The following is a 16,354-nucleotide window of genomic DNA, read 5'->3' on the forward strand; positions in this document are numbered from 1 at the left end:
CGCCGCACCCTTGGCAGGCGAGGCGGCGCCGATAAAAGCGCGGCCGTGGCTGCCGCTTATACGAGTTGGCGCAGCGCCAGCTCGAACGAGGTGCGCGCTACCTGGTTGGTGTGCCCCTGCGAGTGCGTGCGCTCCAAGGCGCGTAAGATGGTGCGCGAAATGTCGGCGAAAATGGCCTGGTCGGTGATTTCGGCGTTCGTCTCCATCAGGTAGGCAAATACGCGTGCCATGCCGCAGTTGGCAATAAAATCGGGTACTACGGCCGTGTGGGCATCGGCAAACTCGCCGGTGGGGCCGAAGAAAATTTCCGGGTCGGCGAAGGGCACGTTGGCGCCGCAGCTGATTACCTCGAGCCCGCCGGCCAGCAGCTGCTCTACTTGCTCGCGCGTAACGAGGCGCGAAGCCGCTGCCGGCACAAATATTTCGGCGCCCGACGACCAGATCTTCTCGTTCACCTCCTGGAAGGGCAGCAGGTTGTCGGCCGAAAGCGCGTTGCCCTGGCGGTTGAGCAGCAGCGCCCGAATTTCCTCGAACGTGAAACCTTCGGGCTTCAGCAAACCACCGGCCCGGTCGATGATGCCGGTGATAATGGCGCCTTGCTGCGCCAGGTAGTAAGCTGCGGCGGCCCCTACGTTGCCCCAGCCCTGAATAATGGCGCGCTTGCCCGCTACCTCTTGCTCGGGCCACAGGCGGTAGTAGTGGCGCACGGCCTCGGCCACGCCGTAGCCGGTAATCAGGTCGGCCACGGTGTAGCGGCGGGCGCGGTCGGGCGTAAACTGCTCGTCCTCTACCACCTTAATTACGCCTTGCCGCAACTGGCCAACCTTCTGAATCTTCTGCGGCTCGCTGGCGCGGTAGTGGCCCGTAACTACGCCTTCCTGCGGGTGCCACAGGCCGTAGTCCTCCGTAATCGGGATTACCTCATGAATCTCGTCCACGTTCAGGTCGCCGCCGGTGCCGTAGTAGTTCTTCAGCAGCGGAATTACGGCGCGGTACCAGCGCTCCAGCACTCCGCGCTTGCGCGGGTCCTGCGGATCGAAGTTGATGCCCGATTTGGCGCCCCCGATGGCCGGGCCCGACACGGTGAACTTCACCTCCATGGTTTTGGCCAGGCTTTCTACCTCGCGCTTATCGAGGCCCTTGCGCATGCGGGTGCCGCCGCCGGCCGCGCCGCCCCGCAGCGAGTTAATCACCACCCAGCCCTCGGCCTCGGTTTCGGAGTCTTTCCACTCAAATACGATTTCGGGGCGTTTGTTCTCGAAGGTGACGAGTAAGTCGCGCATAATCAGGGGGTAACGAGTTGGGTGGGAGAAATCGGGAAGCAAAGCCACCAAGGGCTTAAACCGCCCTGGCCGGCGCCCAAAGGTACAGCGGCCCAGGCAATGGGGCGAAAATACCTGCGCACTAAACTCCCCTTGAAAGGCAGCATTCGCGGAAACGCCCAAAAATTTCGGCTGCGGGCCCCCTGTATAGGAACTTTAGAGTATAGGAAGCACGTATTACGCGTACTGCACACCTAGAGTAACATTTCCACCTTGCAAGCCTCCATGAAACCACTGCTTTCGCGCGTAGAATCCAAGAAAGTGGATAAGGCTGCCGCGATGCTCAAAGTGCTGGCTCACCCCAAGCGTTTGGCCATCGTTGACCTGCTCGGCAAAGAAGATAAAATGACCGTGACGGAAATCTACCGCACGCTCGGATTACCCCAAGCCATAGCTTCTCAGCACCTTATCACACTCAAAGACCGCGGCATCTTATCGTCGTTCAAGGTCGGTACCAAAATCTATTACTCCCTGTCCATTCCCAAACTGCTCGACGTGATTGACACGCTCGAGGGGTGCTGCGATACGATGTAAGGGATACCACCCACGCCTAGCTTTCTCACAAGCACGAAGGCCCCGCCTCTAACCACGAGGCGGGGCCTTCGTGCGTTCAGACGTGGCGGCGCGGCGACCTGGGGAAACCACCGATGCCCTAAACCGACAGCGCCCCCGCGGTTGGCGGGGGCGCTACATCGTAATAGGTAGTAAGTAGTAGTAGGCTAGGCAGTGGCTTGCTGGCGCTCCAGGTCGAAGAGGTCGTTGAGCACGTCGATCATCTGGTCGGCGTCGTCGCGCTTGCAGGCGGCTTTCAGCTGCAGCACGTGCTGCTTCAGGATTTTCTGCATCAGCGACTTCGTGACGTCGTCGAGGCGCTTGGCTTCTTCGGCCGATACTTTCTTCTGGTAACGGTCGAGCTCTTCCTGGCGCAACTGCTCCAGCGCGCCTTTTATTTTCTGAATCACCGGCGACACCATCATTTCGCGGCTCCATTCGTCGAGGCCGGCAATGCTGTCGGCAATGATGGCGCGCACCTGCGGCACGGCGGCCAGGCGGCGGTTGAGGGCTTCCGAAGCACGGCCCTGAATGGCGTCGATGTTGTAGAGCAGAATGCCGGGCACTTCCTCCACCTCGGGCTCGATGCTGCGCGGCACCGACAGGTCGATGAAGAACTTGTAGCTGAGCACCTCCAGGCGGCTTACCATCTCGGCCGTGAAATACGGCGTGTCGCGGGCAATGGAGGAAATAACCACGTCGGCTTCCTGCAATGCCTCGGCCAGGTTTTCAAAGTCGATAACCTTCAGGCCTTCGCACTCCTCGGCCAGCAACTCGGCTTTGGCGCGGGTGCGGTTGCAGATGGTTACATCGGCAAACGACTTGTTGTTGGTGAGGTGGCGGCACACATCGGCGCCAATCTCACCTAGGCCCACCACCAGCACACGGGGGCTGGCAAAGTCGGTGGTTAGTTCTTCTACCAGCTCCACGGCCGCGTAGGAGGTAGAGGCGGCCCCGTCGCGGAAGGAGGTTTCCTGCTGCACGCGCTTGTTGGTGAAGAACACCGAGTGCATGATGCGGTGCAGGAAAGGCCCGGCCGCATCGGCGTCGGCCGACCACTGGTAAGCCGTTTTCACCTGGTTGGCAATCTGCAGGTCGCCAACCACTTGCGCATCGAGGCCCATGGCTACCTCGAAGAGGTGCTGCGCGGCTTCGTCGGCGGTGTTGTAGAGGTTGAAGTACTCGTAGTAAGCGCCCATATCGGCCACGCCCTTCAGGTTGCCCAGCGCCTCGATGATGGCGGGGCTCTGGTCGCGGTCGGCGGCGTAGTAGATTTCGGTACGGTTGCAGGTGCTCAGCACGAGCAGATCGGACAAGCCGAGCTCCTGATGAAGCGTGTCGAGAAAGCGACGGCAGGCCGGTTCATCCAACGCAATCAGCTCGCGAATGGCGAGCGGTGCGGTTTTATAGGATAGCCCTACGGCCTTAAACGGGTGGGTCATAGCTGGTGCTACGGGCGACGTAGAAGTGGATTGCAAAATTACGGCGCATTTTGCTAGAGAAAAACACCGAAAAATGTAAAGCGGTTCGAGCGAAGGTTGAAGTACGTTTTTTGAACGTTAAAGCGGCATTGCCGGCCGGTGAGTTGATAAAAATCATCTTTGGCGGGCTGCCGAAATGCCTTTCCGACAACACGTTAAACGTACTGCCAAAGCGGGTGCTGGTCAATCACCTGATGATGTGATAGGGGAGGGCCGGCCAAAAAACCGGGAGCCTCCCGGCTCCGCTGCACCCTTCGGCGGGCCTAGGTGTTGTTTGGGAGGTACTGCTTTACCAGGCCGCGGCCAGGTATCGGTAGGCCCAAGTGCTGCGTACTTTCGCAACCATGCACGCGTTGCTGGCAGCTAACCGGCTGGCGGCCGCCGTTGTTTCCGTTTTCGCCCTGTGCTCCCCATCTACGACCAAAAATCTCGGATTAAACTGCTCATCGTGGTGATGGCGCTGGTAATCGGCGCCGTTACGGTGGTGTACACCAACTTGCTGGTACGCCGCCTGTCGGAGCGCGAGCAGCAGCAGATCGACTTGTATGCCAAGGCCTTGCGCTTTGTTATCAACTCCGAGTCCGACGATACCAACATTCAGTTCGCCTCCACCGAAATCATCGAGGCCAACAAAACCATTCCGGTAATCTGGGCCGATGCCGAGGGCACCGTGCTCGACTACCGCAACCTCGATGTGCCCGCCCGCCTCAACGAAGCCGACCGCGAGCAGCTGCTGCACCGCGAAATCGAGGAAATGCGCAGCCAGCACCCGCCCATTGTGGTGGAGCTGGGTGCGGGCCTGCGCAACTACATTTATTACAAAGACTCGGTGATTCTGAGCCAGCTCCGCACGTACCCGCTGGTGCAGCTGGCCGTAATTGCCTCGCTGGCGGTGGTGGCGTACTTCGCCTTCAGCTACTCGCGGCGGGCCGAGCAAAACCGCGTGTGGGTGGGCCTGGCCAAAGAAACCGCGCACCAGCTGGGTACCCCACTCAGCAGCCTGATGGCCTGGCAGAGTTACATGAAGGATTCGCCTAGGTTCGAGGGCGAGCCGGTGGTGGAGGAGCTGGCCAAGGACATCCGCCGGCTCGAAATTATTACGGAGCGTTTCTCCAACATCGGCTCCGTGCCGGTGCTCAAGGACGAGGACATTTACCAGGTGGCCGAGCGCGCCGTGGATTACCTAAAGGTGCGCGTGTCGCGCAAGGTGGTGTTTAAGGTAGAAAGCCTGCTGCCGCCCGGCGCCACGGCCCGCGTGAACGTGCCCCTGCTGGAATGGGTAATCGAGAACGTGTGCAAAAACGCCGTCGATGCCATGGATGGGCGCGGCTCCATTACGCTGGTACTGCGCCACGGCGGCCGCAACCACAAGCAAATTGCCCTCGATATTACTGATACGGGCAAAGGCATTCCCAAAAGCAAGTTCGAAACGGTGTTTTTGCCGGGCTACACCACCAAAAAGCGCGGCTGGGGCCTCGGGCTGGCGTTGGCCAAGCGCATCATCGAGAACTACCACAAAGGCCGGCTGTACGTGCGCTGGTCGGAGGTGGGCAAAGGCACCACGTTCCGGGTGTTGCTGAACGCCTAGGTGCGTTACTGCGCGGCGCCTTCGGCAGCTTCGGCGGCGGCACCACCGGCGCGGCGCGGCTCCTTGCGGTTGGTAATTTCGACGTAGCTGTTGCCGCTTACGGGCTTGCCGCGGTGCGTGCCCGTTACGCGGCACATGCCTTCCCAGTAGGGCAGCTTAATGCCGGCAATCAGCTTTAGCACCAGCTCCTGGTCGTTCATCACGGGCTCTATCAGCAAGTCGTAGCCCTGGCTGGGCACGCGTACGCGCCACTTGGCGGGGTAGCGCAGGCCGGTTTTGGGGCTGCGCCACCACGCCAGGGTTTCCAGCTGAAAATCTTGTTCGCCGAGGTGGGTGTTCTCATTGGTAGCGGAGTTGTGCGAACCGCCCCCTAGGTACTGGCCGGTGTTTTTGTTGTACACGGTGTACAGCATCAGCTCCTCGCGCGGTTCGCTGAGCTGAATACTAAACCAGTCCCAACCGATGTCTTTGCGCGTTACGGAGCCGCAGTTCCACTGCCGGTCGTACCACAGCTCCCCCGATACCGGGCGGGCTTGGCCACCTAGGGTGATGGTGCCGCGGGCATCGAGGCGCGGGTAGCTGTAATAGCCCGCCGAGGCAATGTTGCCGTAGTTCTCGTAGCCGGTGCCGCCGTGTAGCAGCACGGGTTTGGTGGGCTGGGTAGTCAGATTCAGCCCAAAGCCGGGGTGGCTTACCATGTCGGCCTGCAGCTGGTACTTGCCCTCTTGGCCGCGCAGCGTCCAGGTCTGGTCTTTTTTCTGCAGGTGCAGGTTCAGCGGGAGGGTGGCGGGCAACTCCTTGGCCAGGCCGCTCCACTTGTAATCGTACCGGAAGTTTTTCTGCTGCGGGTCGGTCAGGGCCACGTTCACCATCAGGTGGTCCTTTTTGCCCGTGGGGTTGAAGTGGAAGAACACATACTCCAGCCCATAGGTGTGGCCCGAAAGCGAATCGCGCAGGTGGCCCGTAAAGTACCACCACTCCAGGGAGTTGCGCGGGTGCACGGCTTCTTCCTGCGGCAACTGGGCCTGCTGGTTAAATACGTCGTGCTTGGTGGTGGGCTTGAGCGAACAGGCGGGGCTGAGCAGCGTCAGCAGCAAGGCGGCGGCCGGGAGCAGCTTATTCATCATGGCCTTGGCATAAGCTGCTGAGGTGCCGAAAGGTTTCAGCGGCTAACGAGGTTACGTGCCTTGATGCGTAGGGTGCTGTACCAACGCAGCGGATGCCACCAAGGGCGAACAACCCCACAGCCGCCAACTACTACGATGTCGTTCAGTTGCGCAAGGTCAGTGCGCATTACCAGATCGGGTATGGCGGCGCCAGTATTCCGAACTATTCGCTCCTCCGAATAATATCCGACGGATGCAAAGGTTAACGTCAGCGGAGTTGATAAGCCTTCAACGTCAATGTTGTAGCGCCCTTCTGCGTCCGTCGAAACACCTCGGGTGGTGCCTTTCACCAAAACTGTGGCACCGGGTATAGGCGCAAGTGTAGCTGAATCGAGCATAACGCCGCGTAACCAAATAGGAGCAGTTGCCTTTGCTGCTGATTTAGCGTCCTGTGCGGGCTGCAGCGGCTGTTGCACAGCTGGTATGCGTTGGGCTACAGCCGCATCAGGAGCTATTTCGCGCAACCCCCAAATAGTGGCGGCCGCTGCCAGCCATTTGCGCCATGTACCACTCGTTTTGCCGACGCGAAGTGGCCGGTTGAGCTGTGATGCTTTAAAACGGCCGCATGCTAGGCCGGAGTGCTGGCGTAAATAGGCTATAATCTCGGCATCCGTTTGCTGGGTGAAGTCGATAACAACTTTTTCACATGCAGCGCAATAGCGGCCGTCTTTAGCCGCGACCATCTGGCTCCAGTTCTCTTGGCAGGGTTTGGAAACGGTAAGCTGTGCAGAAGGGAGGATCATTGGCAGTTGCTGAGTAAACACCGCTAATAGATGCAGCAAGCTCACTGATTCCATAAGCAAGGGCAAACTTTCGCACGCAGCCCCGCCGCATTATTTTCTATCTTTTGCCCCTTATTTCATCCAATACGCCTTGTCAGCTCCTCTACCTCCCACGCGCTCGGCCGGTTTGTTCCGCCGCAAAGCGCTTTCCGACCTGCTGGCCAACCCCCCGGCCGACGAAGACCTGCACGGCTCGCACCCCGGCGAGCATGGCCTGGCGCGCCACCTTACCGTGCGCGACCTCACCTCCCTAGGTATTGCCGCCGTAATCGGGGCGGGCATCTTCAGCACCATCGGCAATGCCTCGTACGACGGCGGCCCGGCGGTGTCGCTGCTGTTCGTGTTCACGGCTATTGCCTGCGCCTTCTCGGCTTTGTGCTACGCGCAGTTTGCGGCCACTATTCCGGTGTCGGGCTCGGCCTACACCTACGCTTATGCTTCGTTTGGCGAGCTGGCCGCCTGGATTATCGGCTGGGCGCTCATCATGGAGTACGCCGTGGGCAACATCGTGGTGGCTATCAGCTGGTCCGACTACTTTACGGGGTTGCTGAGCGGCGTGGGCATCGAGCTGCCCTTGTGGCTAACGATGGGCACGCAAAGCGCCTACAAAGGCTACCACGCGGTGCTCGAGCTGATGCAAGCCGGCAAGCCGCTAACCGATGCCGCCCCCGATCAGCTGGAGGCGTACAAGGCATGGTCGGCAGCGCCCGAGCTGGTGGGCGGCCTGCGCTTCGTGGTCGATCTGCCCGCTTTTCTCATTACCGTGCTCATTACCAGCCTGGTATACGTGGGTATCAAGGAGTCGAAAAACGCCTCCAACCTGCTGGTGCTCCTGAAGCTGGCGGTGGTATTTGTGGTTATCGTAGTGGGCGTGTTCTACATCAAGCCCGCCAACTGGAGCCCCTTCGCGCCCAACGGCATCGGCGGCGTGCTCAAAGGCGTCTCGGCCGTGTTCTTCGCCTACATCGGCTTCGACGCCATCAGCACCACGGCCGAGGAGTGCAAAAACCCGCAGCGCGATTTGCCGCGGGCCATGATTTACGCGCTGGTTATCTGCACGGTGCTGTACGTGATTATCACGCTGGTACTCACGGGCATGGTGAACTACAAAGAGCTGGCCGTGGGCGACCCGCTGGCGTACGTGTTCAACAAAGTAGGCGTGGAGTGGCTTGGCGGCATTGTGGCCGTTTCGGCCATCTTCGCCATGGCCTCGGTGCTGCTGGTGTTCCAGATTGGCCAGCCCCGCATCTGGATGACGATGTCGCGCGACGGGTTGCTGCCGCCGGTGTTTGCCCGCGTGCACCCCAAGTTCCGCACGCCTTCGTTTAGCACCATCGTAACGGGCCTGTTTGTGGGCGTGCCGGCCCTGCTGCTGAACATGGACCTGGTTATCGACCTGACCTCCATCGGTACGCTGTTCGCCTTTGCGCTGGTGTGCGGTGGCATTCTGGTTATCGACCCGCGGGGCCAAAGCAACGCGCGCTTCAAAGTGCCCTACATCAACGGCCGCTACCTGGTGCCGCTGATTTTGCTGGCCGGCGCCGCGCTGGTGATGGTGTACAACCGCGAAAACATCGACGACTTTGCGCGCAAAATCAGCTTTGCCGAGGGCTACGAAGGCTTCCGGCACCAAATTCCGATGCTCGTGTTTTTGCTGGCCAGCCTGCTGATTGCGGTGGTATCGTTCCGCAAGCAGTTGTCGTTGCTGCCGGTGCTGGGCCTGCTCACCAACCTGTACCTCATGACGCAGCTGGGCATCAGCAACTGGGTGCTGTTTGGCGGCTGGTTGGTGATTGGCCTGGCCATTTACTTCAACTACGGCATCAAGCACAGCAAGCTCAACCGCGCGGCGGCTGCTGCCTAGGTGCCGCCGGCTCTTAGTGCCCCAAGCCCCGGTTGCCACCTAGGCGGCCGGGGTTTTTTGTGGGCTTGCGCGGCCGTTGGGTTGCCGTAACTTGCAGGGTTAGCGGCCGGGCGCCGGCGCCACCTAGGGCCAGTTATTTCCTATTGATTTCCGCATGAATTCTTCGTCTGGCCTGAGCCCTTTGGAGCGCGAACGGTTGCTGGCCCTGCTGAACTACACCCGGGAAAGCGTGCGGTTAAAAGCAACGCCCGCCGCCGATGTTACCCGCCAGTCAGCCTTTTGCGCCCTCGAGTCTCAGCTGAACGGCTTGCCTGGCATAGCCCTGAACGTGGCCGCCGACGACGAGGAGCTGTGGCTGCGCGTGGAGCGGCTGAAGGAAACGCCCGCGCCTGCCATTACCGATGCGGTGCTGGCCACCCTCACCGAGCTGACCAACGACCCCAGCCAGAGCCCCCGGTTGCGCCCCCAACTGCCGGCCCAAACCCTGCTGCGCCTAGGTCTGCTGCCCGAGGGCGCGGCCGAGGAGCCCGATTACAATCCGCTGACGCCGGTGCCGCTGGCTACGCTTCCCCAAGCCGCCCAACTAACTGCCGACCTGGCCCACTACCAACAGCAGCAGTGGCAGCCCTGGGCCCTGGAGGAAACGCGCCGGCGCCGAACGATTGGCTGGTATTCGCGGCTGTACGCCCTTAAGCAGCAGCTCGATGGCGGCCTGGCCGATGCGCCCCTGGAGCTGGTGTGGGGGGTAGGCGTGGCTGCGTGGCAACTGCCCAATGCCGAGGTGCGCTACCCCGTGCTTACGCGCCTCGCCGAGCTGACGCTGAACCCCCATACCATGGCCCTGGAGGTGCGCCCGCGCGAGGCGACTACCCGCCTGGAAACGGACGTGTACGCCGCCCACGAGGTGCCGGGCGTGGCCGGGCTGGAGCAGGGTAGCCGCCCGCTGCTGGCCGAAGCGCCCTACCTCTCGCCCTTCGAGGCTGCTACCTACGAGCCGGTGCTGCGCCAGGCCACCGCCCTGCTCGATGCCCAGGGCCGCTACCTGCCCGACGAGCCCGCCGCGGCCGCTCGCAGCGTGCCCGCCGCCACGCCGCAGCTTCAGCTAACCGATACCTGGGTGCTGTTTGCGCGCCCCCGCAGCGCCAACGCTTTTTTGCAAGACCTGGAGGCCTTGCGCACCCGCATCGAGGCGTTAACCGACGAATTGCCGCCCGCCGTAGCCGCGTTGGTGCGCGAGCCAGCCAGCTACCACACCAACCAGCCGTTGCCCGCTTTCCGGGGCCTCTCGCTGGTGGGCGACGCCGGCGCCGCCGCGCCGCAGGAGCTGTACTTTCCGCTGCCGTTCAACGACGAGCAGGTGCGCATTGTGCAGCTGCTGGAGCACGCGCCCGGCGTGGTAGTGCAAGGGCCGCCCGGCACCGGCAAAACCCACACCATCGCCAACGTCATCTGCCACTACCTGGCGCTGGGCAAGCGGGTGCTCGTTACCTCCATGCGCGACCCCGCCCTGGGCGTGCTGCGCGACAAGCTGCCCGCCTCGGTGCGTCCCCTGGCCATCAGCCTGCTGACCAGCGAGCGGGAAGGCTTGCGCCAGTTTGAGCACGCCGTGCAGCACATTGCCGAGCAAGTACAGCGCCTCGACCGCGACGCGGCCCGGCGCCACATCGGCCAGCTAACCGAACAGCTCGATGGCTACCACAGCCGCCTGGCCTACATCGACCGCCGCATGGCGGAGTGGGGCCGGCAAAACCTCGAAGCCGTAGTGCTGGATGAGGAGCGCCTCCAACCCCACCAGGCCGCTCGCGAGGTGGTGGAGGCCGAAACCCTGGCCGAATGGCTGCCCGATGCGTTGACGCCTGCTCCGCTTCATCGGCCGCAGTTCGATGAGGCAGCCGTGACCAGCCTGCGGGCTGCCCGCCTGGCGCTAGGGGCTGATCTGGACTACCGCGCTGCTTGCCTGCCCGCCGTAGCCGCCCTGCCCGAACCCCGCGAGCTGCTGCTCACGCATCAGCAGCTCAGCCGCTCGCTGGGGCTGCAAGAAGCTGTAGCTACCGGCGAGCTACCCGCGCTGGCCCACGTGCCCGATGCGCTTACCCGCGTTACCGCCGTTTTGCAGCAGCTCAGCAACCTAGCGGCGCAGCAACTCAAGCTAGGGCAGTTGCCGTGGGCTGCCGCGCAAACCACCCGCTTGGCTGCCGGCACCGCCAGCGGCCTGTACAGCCTGCTCGAAGCCCTAGGTGCCGAGCTGCAACAGGCCCTGGCAGCAAGGCAGCAATTCTTACCTAGGCCAGTGCGGGTACCCGCCGGGCTGGAGCTGGAGCCCGAGCTGCTGGCTGCCGTGGCTGCCCAGGCCCGCGGTGAGCGGCCTTTCGGCCTACTCGGTGTATTTGGCAAAACGGCCCAGAAGCAACGCCTGAGCGAAATCAAAGTACTGACCGGCCCGCCCGCTTCGGCCGCCGACTGGGCTTACGTAGCCAGCTACCTCGATTTGCTGCGCCGAATGCACGAGCTGGCGGCGCGTTGGCAGGCGCTGGCCCCCGAGTTGGGCCTGCCCGCCCTTACCCAGCAAGACCCCCTGGCCGCTACTACCGAAGCCCGGCAACTCTACGAAGTTTACGAGCAGGTGCGCGACGCCCAAACCGCCGAGGCGGCGCTGCGCCAGCAGATACACCAGTTGCTGCCTGCCTGGGCCCTGGCGCACCCAACAGCAGCGGTACCGGTGGCATTGCCCGAAGCCGCTGCCGTGCTGCGGCAGCACCAGCTGCGCCTGCAGCTGGAAACGGCCTGGGCCGTGCGCCAGCAGTACGAAACCGCTCTGCACAACACTTCCGGCCGCATCAGCGAAGCGTTGCGCCGCTTTTTCGAGCAGGAGCTGGGCAACCCCGCCGTTGCCGATGCCGACCTGCAAACCCGGTGGGGTGCCCTGACGCAGGAACTGCGGCGCGTACATGACTTGCAGCCGCTGCTCAACACAGTAACTGCCGTCACCGAACAAATAGCCGCATCCGGGGCCCCGCTGTGGGCTGCGCGCTTGCAAACCGAGCCCGCCCTAGGTGCCCCCGACGAGCTGCTGCCCAACGACTGGCGCCAACGCTGGCGGCTGCGCCGCCTGGCGACCTTCCTCGCCAACCTCGACGGCCGCGCCGAGCTACGGCAGCTAGCCACCGAGCGCCGCGAAGCCGAAAAAGGCTTGGCGCTGACGTATCAGGAGCTGATTAACCAGCGCACCTGGCTGCAGCTGGCCCAAAACGCCACCCCGCAGGTGCGCAGCGCGTTGGAGGCTTACCGCAATGCCATTACCAAAATCGGAAAAGGAACCGGTAAGAAGGCCGGGCGCTACCGGCTTGATGCCCAGCGCGCGGCAGCCCAGGCCAACGCGGCCATTCCCTGCTGGATTATGCCGCACTACCGCGTGTCGGAGTCGCTGCCGGCTGAATTGGGGGCTTTTGACCTAGTGATTGTGGACGAAGCCTCGCAGTCGGACCTGACGGCGCTGCCCGCGCTGTTGCGGGCCCGCAAAATCCTGGTAGTCGGCGACGACAAGCAGGTGTCGCCGGAAGGTATTGGGTTGGAAGAAGAGAAAATCCGTGGCCTGATGGCCCGCTTTCTGACCTCGCAAGTGAGCCTGTACGCGCCGCAGCTTGCGCCCGACCGCTCCATTTACGACCTGTTTAAGGTAGTATTTGCCGAAGCCGGCGTGATGCTGAAAGAGCATTTCCGCTGCGTGGGCCCCATTATCGAGTACTCCAAGCGCGAGTTCTACAATCATGAAATCAGGCCATTGCGCTTGCCCAGTGCCTCCGAGCGGCTCGACCCACCGCTAATTGATGTGCTGGTAGAAGACGGCGTACGCCGCCAGGATACTAACCCCGCGGAAGCGCGCTTTATCGTCGATGAAATCAAGCGCCTGTTGGCCGACCCTGCCATGGCCGGGCGTACCCTAGGTGTGGTATCGTTGCTGGCCGACAAGCAGGCCCGGCTGATCTGGGATATGCTGGAACAGGAAATCGGCCTCGAAGCCATGCTGCGCCACGAGCTGGCCTGCGGCGATGCGCGCACGTTTCAGGGCAAGGAGCGCGACGTGATATTCCTTTCATTGGTGGTGTCGAAGGGGCAGGCCACGGCTGTGGGGCGCGACGACTTTGCCAAGCGCTTCAACGTGGCCGCCTCCCGCGCCCGCGACCGGATGTATCTGGTGCGCAGCCTCGAAGCCGACGAGCTCAGCCCCAACGACCGCCTGCGCCGCGGCCTGCTGGCGCATTTCGCCACGCCCTACGGTCAGGATGAAGCCCGGGTAAGCAACCTGCGCGATTTGTGCGAGTCGGCGTTTGAGCAGGACGTGTACGACGTGCTCACCGAGCGCGGCTACCGCGTGCAGCCCCAGGTACGCGTAGGGCAATACCGCATCGATCTGGTGGTGGAAGGTGCCGGCGACCAGCGCCTGGCCGTGGAGTGCGACGGCGACCAGTACCACGGCCCCGACCGCTGGGCCGACGACCTGCGCCGGCAGCGCGTGTTGGAGCGGGCGGGCTGGCAGTTCTGGCGCTGCTTTGCCTCGGCCTGGGTGCGTTGGCGCGCCGAGAGCGTGCAGGATTTGCTCCGTACGCTTACGCGCCTGGGCATCGAGCCCCTAGGTGCCCAAGCGGCCGCGCCCAGCAGGCACGTTGAGGCGCGCCGCTACGTGGCCTTTCCGGAGGTGGCCGAGCCGGTAGCGGCAGCGCTGCCCATGGAGGCGGAGTTGTAGTGAATCAGCAAACGCGTTGAACCCGTTCGGTTTATGGATGCTTCCGGCGAAACCTTATTGCTGACTTTGCGCCTGGCGGGCTCCGTGCCGGCCCGTGCCGGCCGCGAGCTGCAGCAGCAGCGCGTAGCGGCGCAGGAGGCAGCCCGCGCTGCCGCTACCCCCGACGAAGCTCAAGCCGCCCACCGCCGCGCCGAAAAGCAGTTCTTCGTGGCCTTCGATGCCCTGCTCGATGCGGGCCCTACGGGCGCGGCTTACCTAGGCAAAGAGAAAATAGCCGAAGCCGTGGCCGGCGAGCTGCTGATGCTGGAGGAATTGGGCCTGCGCGTATCCTGCTTTGTGCTGATGCCCAATCACTTGCATGCCGTGGTGCACCAGCCCGCGGGCCACGCCCTCTCGCTCTACAAAGCCGTGGAGCTGCTGCATCAGCGCACCGCCCAGCAGGCCCGCCGCATTCTGCGCGGCCAACTGCCCGCGCAAGCCGATTTCTGGCATCCTGGCTTTCACGAGCTACCGGTGCTCGATGCGGCCGAGCAGCAGCGCGTGCAGGCCTACCTGCTGGCCCACGCCCGGCGCCTGAAGCTACCCGCACGCTACGGGGAGTGGCCGTATGCTTACGTGGCTCCGGTGGCCCGCCCGACCTAGGGCAAGCGGCTAACTGCCGGGCTCAAGTGCCGGAGCCGGGTTCAGAAACAGCACCATGGTTTCCTCGTCGAAGTACTGGCCCTGCCATTTCATGGCGCGCGGCTCAATGCCCGTGCTCACGAAGCCTTCGGAGGCGTAAAGGGCGCGGGCCGGGGCGTTGGTGGCCACCAGCGTCAGGAGTACTTGCTCGAGGCCCGGCAGCTGGCGGGCGAAGTGCAGGGCCGTACGCAGCAATGCCCGACCCAGGCCGCGGCGGCCCGCCTCGGGGCGCACGTACATGCCCCTGATCAGTCCTTTGTGGCGCATTTTGTCGAGTGGTTCGCGTACAAAGCCCACCGTGCCTACCAGCGCGTCGTCGGCAAAAGCGCCCCAGATTACTTCTTCGGCATTGGGGTGGTACGCAGCCCAGCGCTGCGGGCGGCGGGCATCGTCGGCGGGCGTTACCCGGAAGCACTCGGGCTGGCGCGTCAGGCCTTCGGCGCGCAGGGCGAGGTAGGCCGGCTCATCGGCCGGAAACACAAGCGGACGAATGGTATCAGCCATAGAGTGCAGGTGCCGGAGGCAGGCTAGGGGCAGGGCGTCAGCGCGGCTACTTAGCGCGGTTGATGACGAACACGCTCAGCAGAATAATGCCCATACCCAGCAAGTGCCACCCGTTGATGATTTCGCCATCGAGCAGGCCCCAGCCCAGGGCCATAATGGGCACCAAGTAGGTGTTGGAGGAGGCAAACAGCGCCGTGGATTGCTGAATGAGCTTGTTGAACAGCACCATGGCCACGGCCGTGCTGAGGGTGGCCAGCAGGGCAATGTAGCCGAAGGCCGTCCAGGCGCCGGGCACGTGTTGCAGCTTGTGCAGGAAATTGGTACCGAGGAGCAGGTAAGCCGCGGCCGGCCCGCCAATCAGCATGAGCAGCAGCCCGGTTACGGCCAACGACGGAATGCCGTGGAAATGGTGCTTGATAACGTTGATGCTGACGCCGTAACCCAAGGTAGCCAGCACAATGTAGAGCCCGTACCAGGCGTTGCCCTCGCCGGTGGGGGTGGCGTCGCCGCCGCTGCCGCCCAGGCCCATCAGCACAATGGTGCCCAGCAGCCCCGCGCCAATGCCGGCCGCACGCAGCCACGTAATGCGCTGCCCGAAGAACATAGCCCCCATGAGCAGCGTGAACACCACCGTTAGGGCGTTGAGTACGCCGGCCAGGCCCGAGGCCAGCTTGGTTTCGGCGTAGGCAAACAGAAAAGCCGGAATGAGCGTGCCCACCACACCGCTCAGCAGCAGCCACTTAAATCGGCTGCGCTCTACTTTGCGCACGTAGCGCAGCGCAAATGGCAGCAGCAACAGCGCGGCCACCGTAACGCGGGTGGCACCCAGCTCCAGCGCCGAAAACACCGCCAGCCCTTTCTTCATCAGGATAAACGATGTACCCCAAATGGAGGCCAGCACCACCAGCAGCACCCATGCCGACAGAGGCGTATGGTGCGGCGGCGGACCGGCAACAACGGGTGGGGCAGGAGCGGCGGCAGCAGCAGGGGCGGGGGCAGGAGCAGAGGACATGGCCGGCAAAGGTCGGAACAAGCCGCGAGGTATGCCATGGTTGAGGTGAAGACCCCTAGGTGCCGGTGCACGAAGAACTGACAGACAGCGCCTTTTACTGGGTTCGGGCCTGATCTTCACCCGATGATGTGATTGACACCTAGGCCGGTTACGGGTAGTATTGCCGCCAGATCAATATCTCTTGGCCCCTTGGGCTAGCCCCATTCTCACCCCCTTGCCATCTGCTATGGAAACGCTCGAAGCAACCCCCGAAACCACCGAAGCCAACAAACAAGTCGTCCTGGCTTACGTCGAAGCCTTCAACCAAGCCGACATGCCTGCCCTGCGCCGCATTTTCGCCGACGATGCGCTGGTGTACGGCGTGCTCGGCTGGGGCACCATGGATCAGGTAATCCCCGTGTGGCAAGAGCTGCACGCCGCTTTTGCCCTGCAACTGCACGTAGAAGCCATTGCCGCCGACGGCGACAACGTGATGGTGCGCTACCTGGAGCGGGGGCAGTCGGTTGGCTCGTTCCGCGGTGGGCCGGTTACCGGCAAACCCTACGAAATAGTGGCCATGGAGCACTTTGTGGTACGCGGAGGGCGCATTCAGCGCCGATGGGGTGCCCGCGACTCCGCCGCGATGAACCGGCAGATGGGCTTGCCGCTGAGCTAAGCC

The 16,354-nt window shown here is 63.0% G+C and carries 13 protein-coding genes; 7 read left to right on the forward strand and 6 right to left on the reverse strand.

Annotation, left to right across the window (positions count from 1 at the left end; translation table 11 throughout):
• Positions 1 to 56: 56 nt before the first annotated feature.
• Positions 57 to 1,283: a Glu/Leu/Phe/Val dehydrogenase dimerization domain-containing protein gene (locus OIS50_RS15610; RefSeq protein ID WP_264691561.1), complete on the reverse strand. Its 1,227-nt coding sequence runs from the start codon at positions 1,281 to 1,283 to the stop codon at positions 57 to 59.
• A gap of 264 nt (positions 1,284 to 1,547) precedes the next feature.
• Between OIS50_RS15610 and OIS50_RS15615 the strand changes: the two genes are divergently transcribed.
• Positions 1,548 to 1,856, forward strand: a complete 309-nt coding sequence (locus OIS50_RS15615; RefSeq protein WP_059071745.1) for an ArsR/SmtB family transcription factor — start codon at positions 1,548 to 1,550, stop codon at positions 1,854 to 1,856.
• Between the two features lie 185 nt (positions 1,857 to 2,041).
• Here the strand turns inward: OIS50_RS15615 and hemA are convergent, their stop codons facing one another.
• Positions 2,042 to 3,316, reverse strand: coding sequence for a glutamyl-tRNA reductase (hemA, locus tag OIS50_RS15620; RefSeq protein ID WP_264691562.1), 1,275 nt, complete (start codon positions 3,314 to 3,316; stop codon positions 2,042 to 2,044).
• Positions 3,317 to 3,366: 50 nt separating this feature from the next.
• On the opposite strand from hemA, the gene OIS50_RS15625 reads away from it, so the two are divergent.
• Both OIS50_RS15625 and OIS50_RS15630 read left to right on the forward strand, forming a co-directional pair.
• Complete coding sequence (locus tag OIS50_RS15625; protein WP_264691563.1) at positions 3,367 to 3,558, forward strand: hypothetical protein; 192 nt, start codon at positions 3,367 to 3,369, stop codon at positions 3,556 to 3,558.
• 200 nt (positions 3,559 to 3,758) lie between these two features.
• Positions 3,759 to 4,943: a sensor histidine kinase gene (locus OIS50_RS15630; protein WP_264691564.1), complete on the forward strand. Its 1,185-nt coding sequence runs from the start codon at positions 3,759 to 3,761 to the stop codon at positions 4,941 to 4,943.
• Positions 4,944 to 4,948: 5 nt separating this feature from the next.
• Here the strand turns inward: OIS50_RS15630 and OIS50_RS15635 are convergent, their stop codons facing one another.
• Both OIS50_RS15635 and OIS50_RS15640 read right to left on the reverse strand, forming a co-directional pair.
• Positions 4,949 to 6,067: a lipocalin family protein gene (locus OIS50_RS15635; RefSeq protein WP_264691565.1), complete on the reverse strand. Its 1,119-nt coding sequence runs from the start codon at positions 6,065 to 6,067 to the stop codon at positions 4,949 to 4,951.
• A 38-nt stretch (positions 6,068 to 6,105) separates the two neighbouring features.
• On the reverse strand, positions 6,106 to 6,906 hold the full coding sequence (locus OIS50_RS15640) for a carboxypeptidase-like regulatory domain-containing protein (protein WP_264691566.1): 801 nt from the start codon (positions 6,904 to 6,906) through the stop codon (positions 6,106 to 6,108).
• Between the two features lie 76 nt (positions 6,907 to 6,982).
• Between OIS50_RS15640 and OIS50_RS15645 the strand changes: the two genes are divergently transcribed.
• The 3 genes from OIS50_RS15645 (at position 6,983) to OIS50_RS15655 (ending at position 14,141) form a co-directional block, all read left to right on the forward strand.
• Positions 6,983 to 8,755, forward strand: a complete 1,773-nt coding sequence (locus OIS50_RS15645; protein ID WP_413616947.1) for an amino acid permease — start codon at positions 6,983 to 6,985, stop codon at positions 8,753 to 8,755.
• Positions 8,756 to 8,909: 154 nt separating this feature from the next.
• Positions 8,910 to 13,499, forward strand: coding sequence for an AAA domain-containing protein (locus tag OIS50_RS15650; RefSeq protein ID WP_264691567.1), 4,590 nt, complete (start codon positions 8,910 to 8,912; stop codon positions 13,497 to 13,499).
• A gap of 33 nt (positions 13,500 to 13,532) precedes the next feature.
• Entirely contained in the window at positions 13,533 to 14,141 is a 609-nt protein-coding gene (locus OIS50_RS15655; RefSeq protein WP_264691568.1) for a transposase, read from the forward strand.
• A gap of 9 nt (positions 14,142 to 14,150) precedes the next feature.
• Here the strand turns inward: OIS50_RS15655 and OIS50_RS15660 are convergent, their stop codons facing one another.
• Together OIS50_RS15660 and OIS50_RS15665 are read right to left on the reverse strand one after the other, a co-directional pair.
• Positions 14,151 to 14,684 (reverse strand): GNAT family N-acetyltransferase, encoded by a 534-nt coding sequence (locus tag OIS50_RS15660; RefSeq protein WP_264691569.1) that lies wholly within the window; start codon positions 14,682 to 14,684, stop codon positions 14,151 to 14,153.
• Positions 14,685 to 14,730: 46 nt separating this feature from the next.
• The gene (locus OIS50_RS15665) at positions 14,731 to 15,696 is read right to left on the reverse strand and encodes a DMT family transporter (protein ID WP_264691570.1); all 966 of its coding nucleotides are present in this window, start codon (positions 15,694 to 15,696) and stop codon (positions 14,731 to 14,733) included.
• A gap of 226 nt (positions 15,697 to 15,922) precedes the next feature.
• On the opposite strand from OIS50_RS15665, the gene OIS50_RS15670 reads away from it, so the two are divergent.
• Positions 15,923 to 16,351, forward strand: a complete 429-nt coding sequence (locus OIS50_RS15670; RefSeq protein ID WP_264691571.1) for an ester cyclase — start codon at positions 15,923 to 15,925, stop codon at positions 16,349 to 16,351.
• Positions 16,352 to 16,354 lie beyond the last annotated feature (3 nt).

Origin of the sequence: Hymenobacter sp. YIM 151858-1 (genome assembly GCF_025979705.1) — a bacterium.
Taxonomy (GTDB): domain Bacteria; phylum Bacteroidota; class Bacteroidia; order Cytophagales; family Hymenobacteraceae; genus Solirubrum.

What these genes read in the sequence shown, in the direction of transcription:
- OIS50_RS15610 (WP_264691561.1), bottom strand. Translation starts at nt 1,283, where the DNA reads ATGCGCGACTTACTCGTCACCTTCGAGAACAAACGCCCCGAAATCGTA.
- OIS50_RS15615 (WP_059071745.1), top strand. Translation starts at nt 1,548, where the DNA reads ATGAAACCACTGCTTTCGCGCGTAGAATCCAAGAAAGTGGATAAGGCT.
- hemA (WP_264691562.1), bottom strand. Translation starts at nt 3,316, where the DNA reads ATGACCCACCCGTTTAAGGCCGTAGGGCTATCCTATAAAACCGCACCG.
- OIS50_RS15635 (WP_264691565.1), bottom strand. Translation starts at nt 6,067, where the DNA reads ATGAATAAGCTGCTCCCGGCCGCCGCCTTGCTGCTGACGCTGCTCAGC.
- OIS50_RS15640 (WP_264691566.1), bottom strand. Translation starts at nt 6,906, where the DNA reads ATGGAATCAGTGAGCTTGCTGCATCTATTAGCGGTGTTTACTCAGCAA.
- OIS50_RS15650 (WP_264691567.1), top strand. Translation starts at nt 8,910, where the DNA reads ATGAATTCTTCGTCTGGCCTGAGCCCTTTGGAGCGCGAACGGTTGCTG.
- OIS50_RS15655 (WP_264691568.1), top strand. Translation starts at nt 13,533, where the DNA reads ATGGATGCTTCCGGCGAAACCTTATTGCTGACTTTGCGCCTGGCGGGC.
- OIS50_RS15660 (WP_264691569.1), bottom strand. Translation starts at nt 14,684, where the DNA reads ATGGCTGATACCATTCGTCCGCTTGTGTTTCCGGCCGATGAGCCGGCC.
- OIS50_RS15665 (WP_264691570.1), bottom strand. Translation starts at nt 15,696, where the DNA reads ATGTCCTCTGCTCCTGCCCCCGCCCCTGCTGCTGCCGCCGCTCCTGCC.
- OIS50_RS15670 (WP_264691571.1), top strand. Translation starts at nt 15,923, where the DNA reads ATGGAAACGCTCGAAGCAACCCCCGAAACCACCGAAGCCAACAAACAA.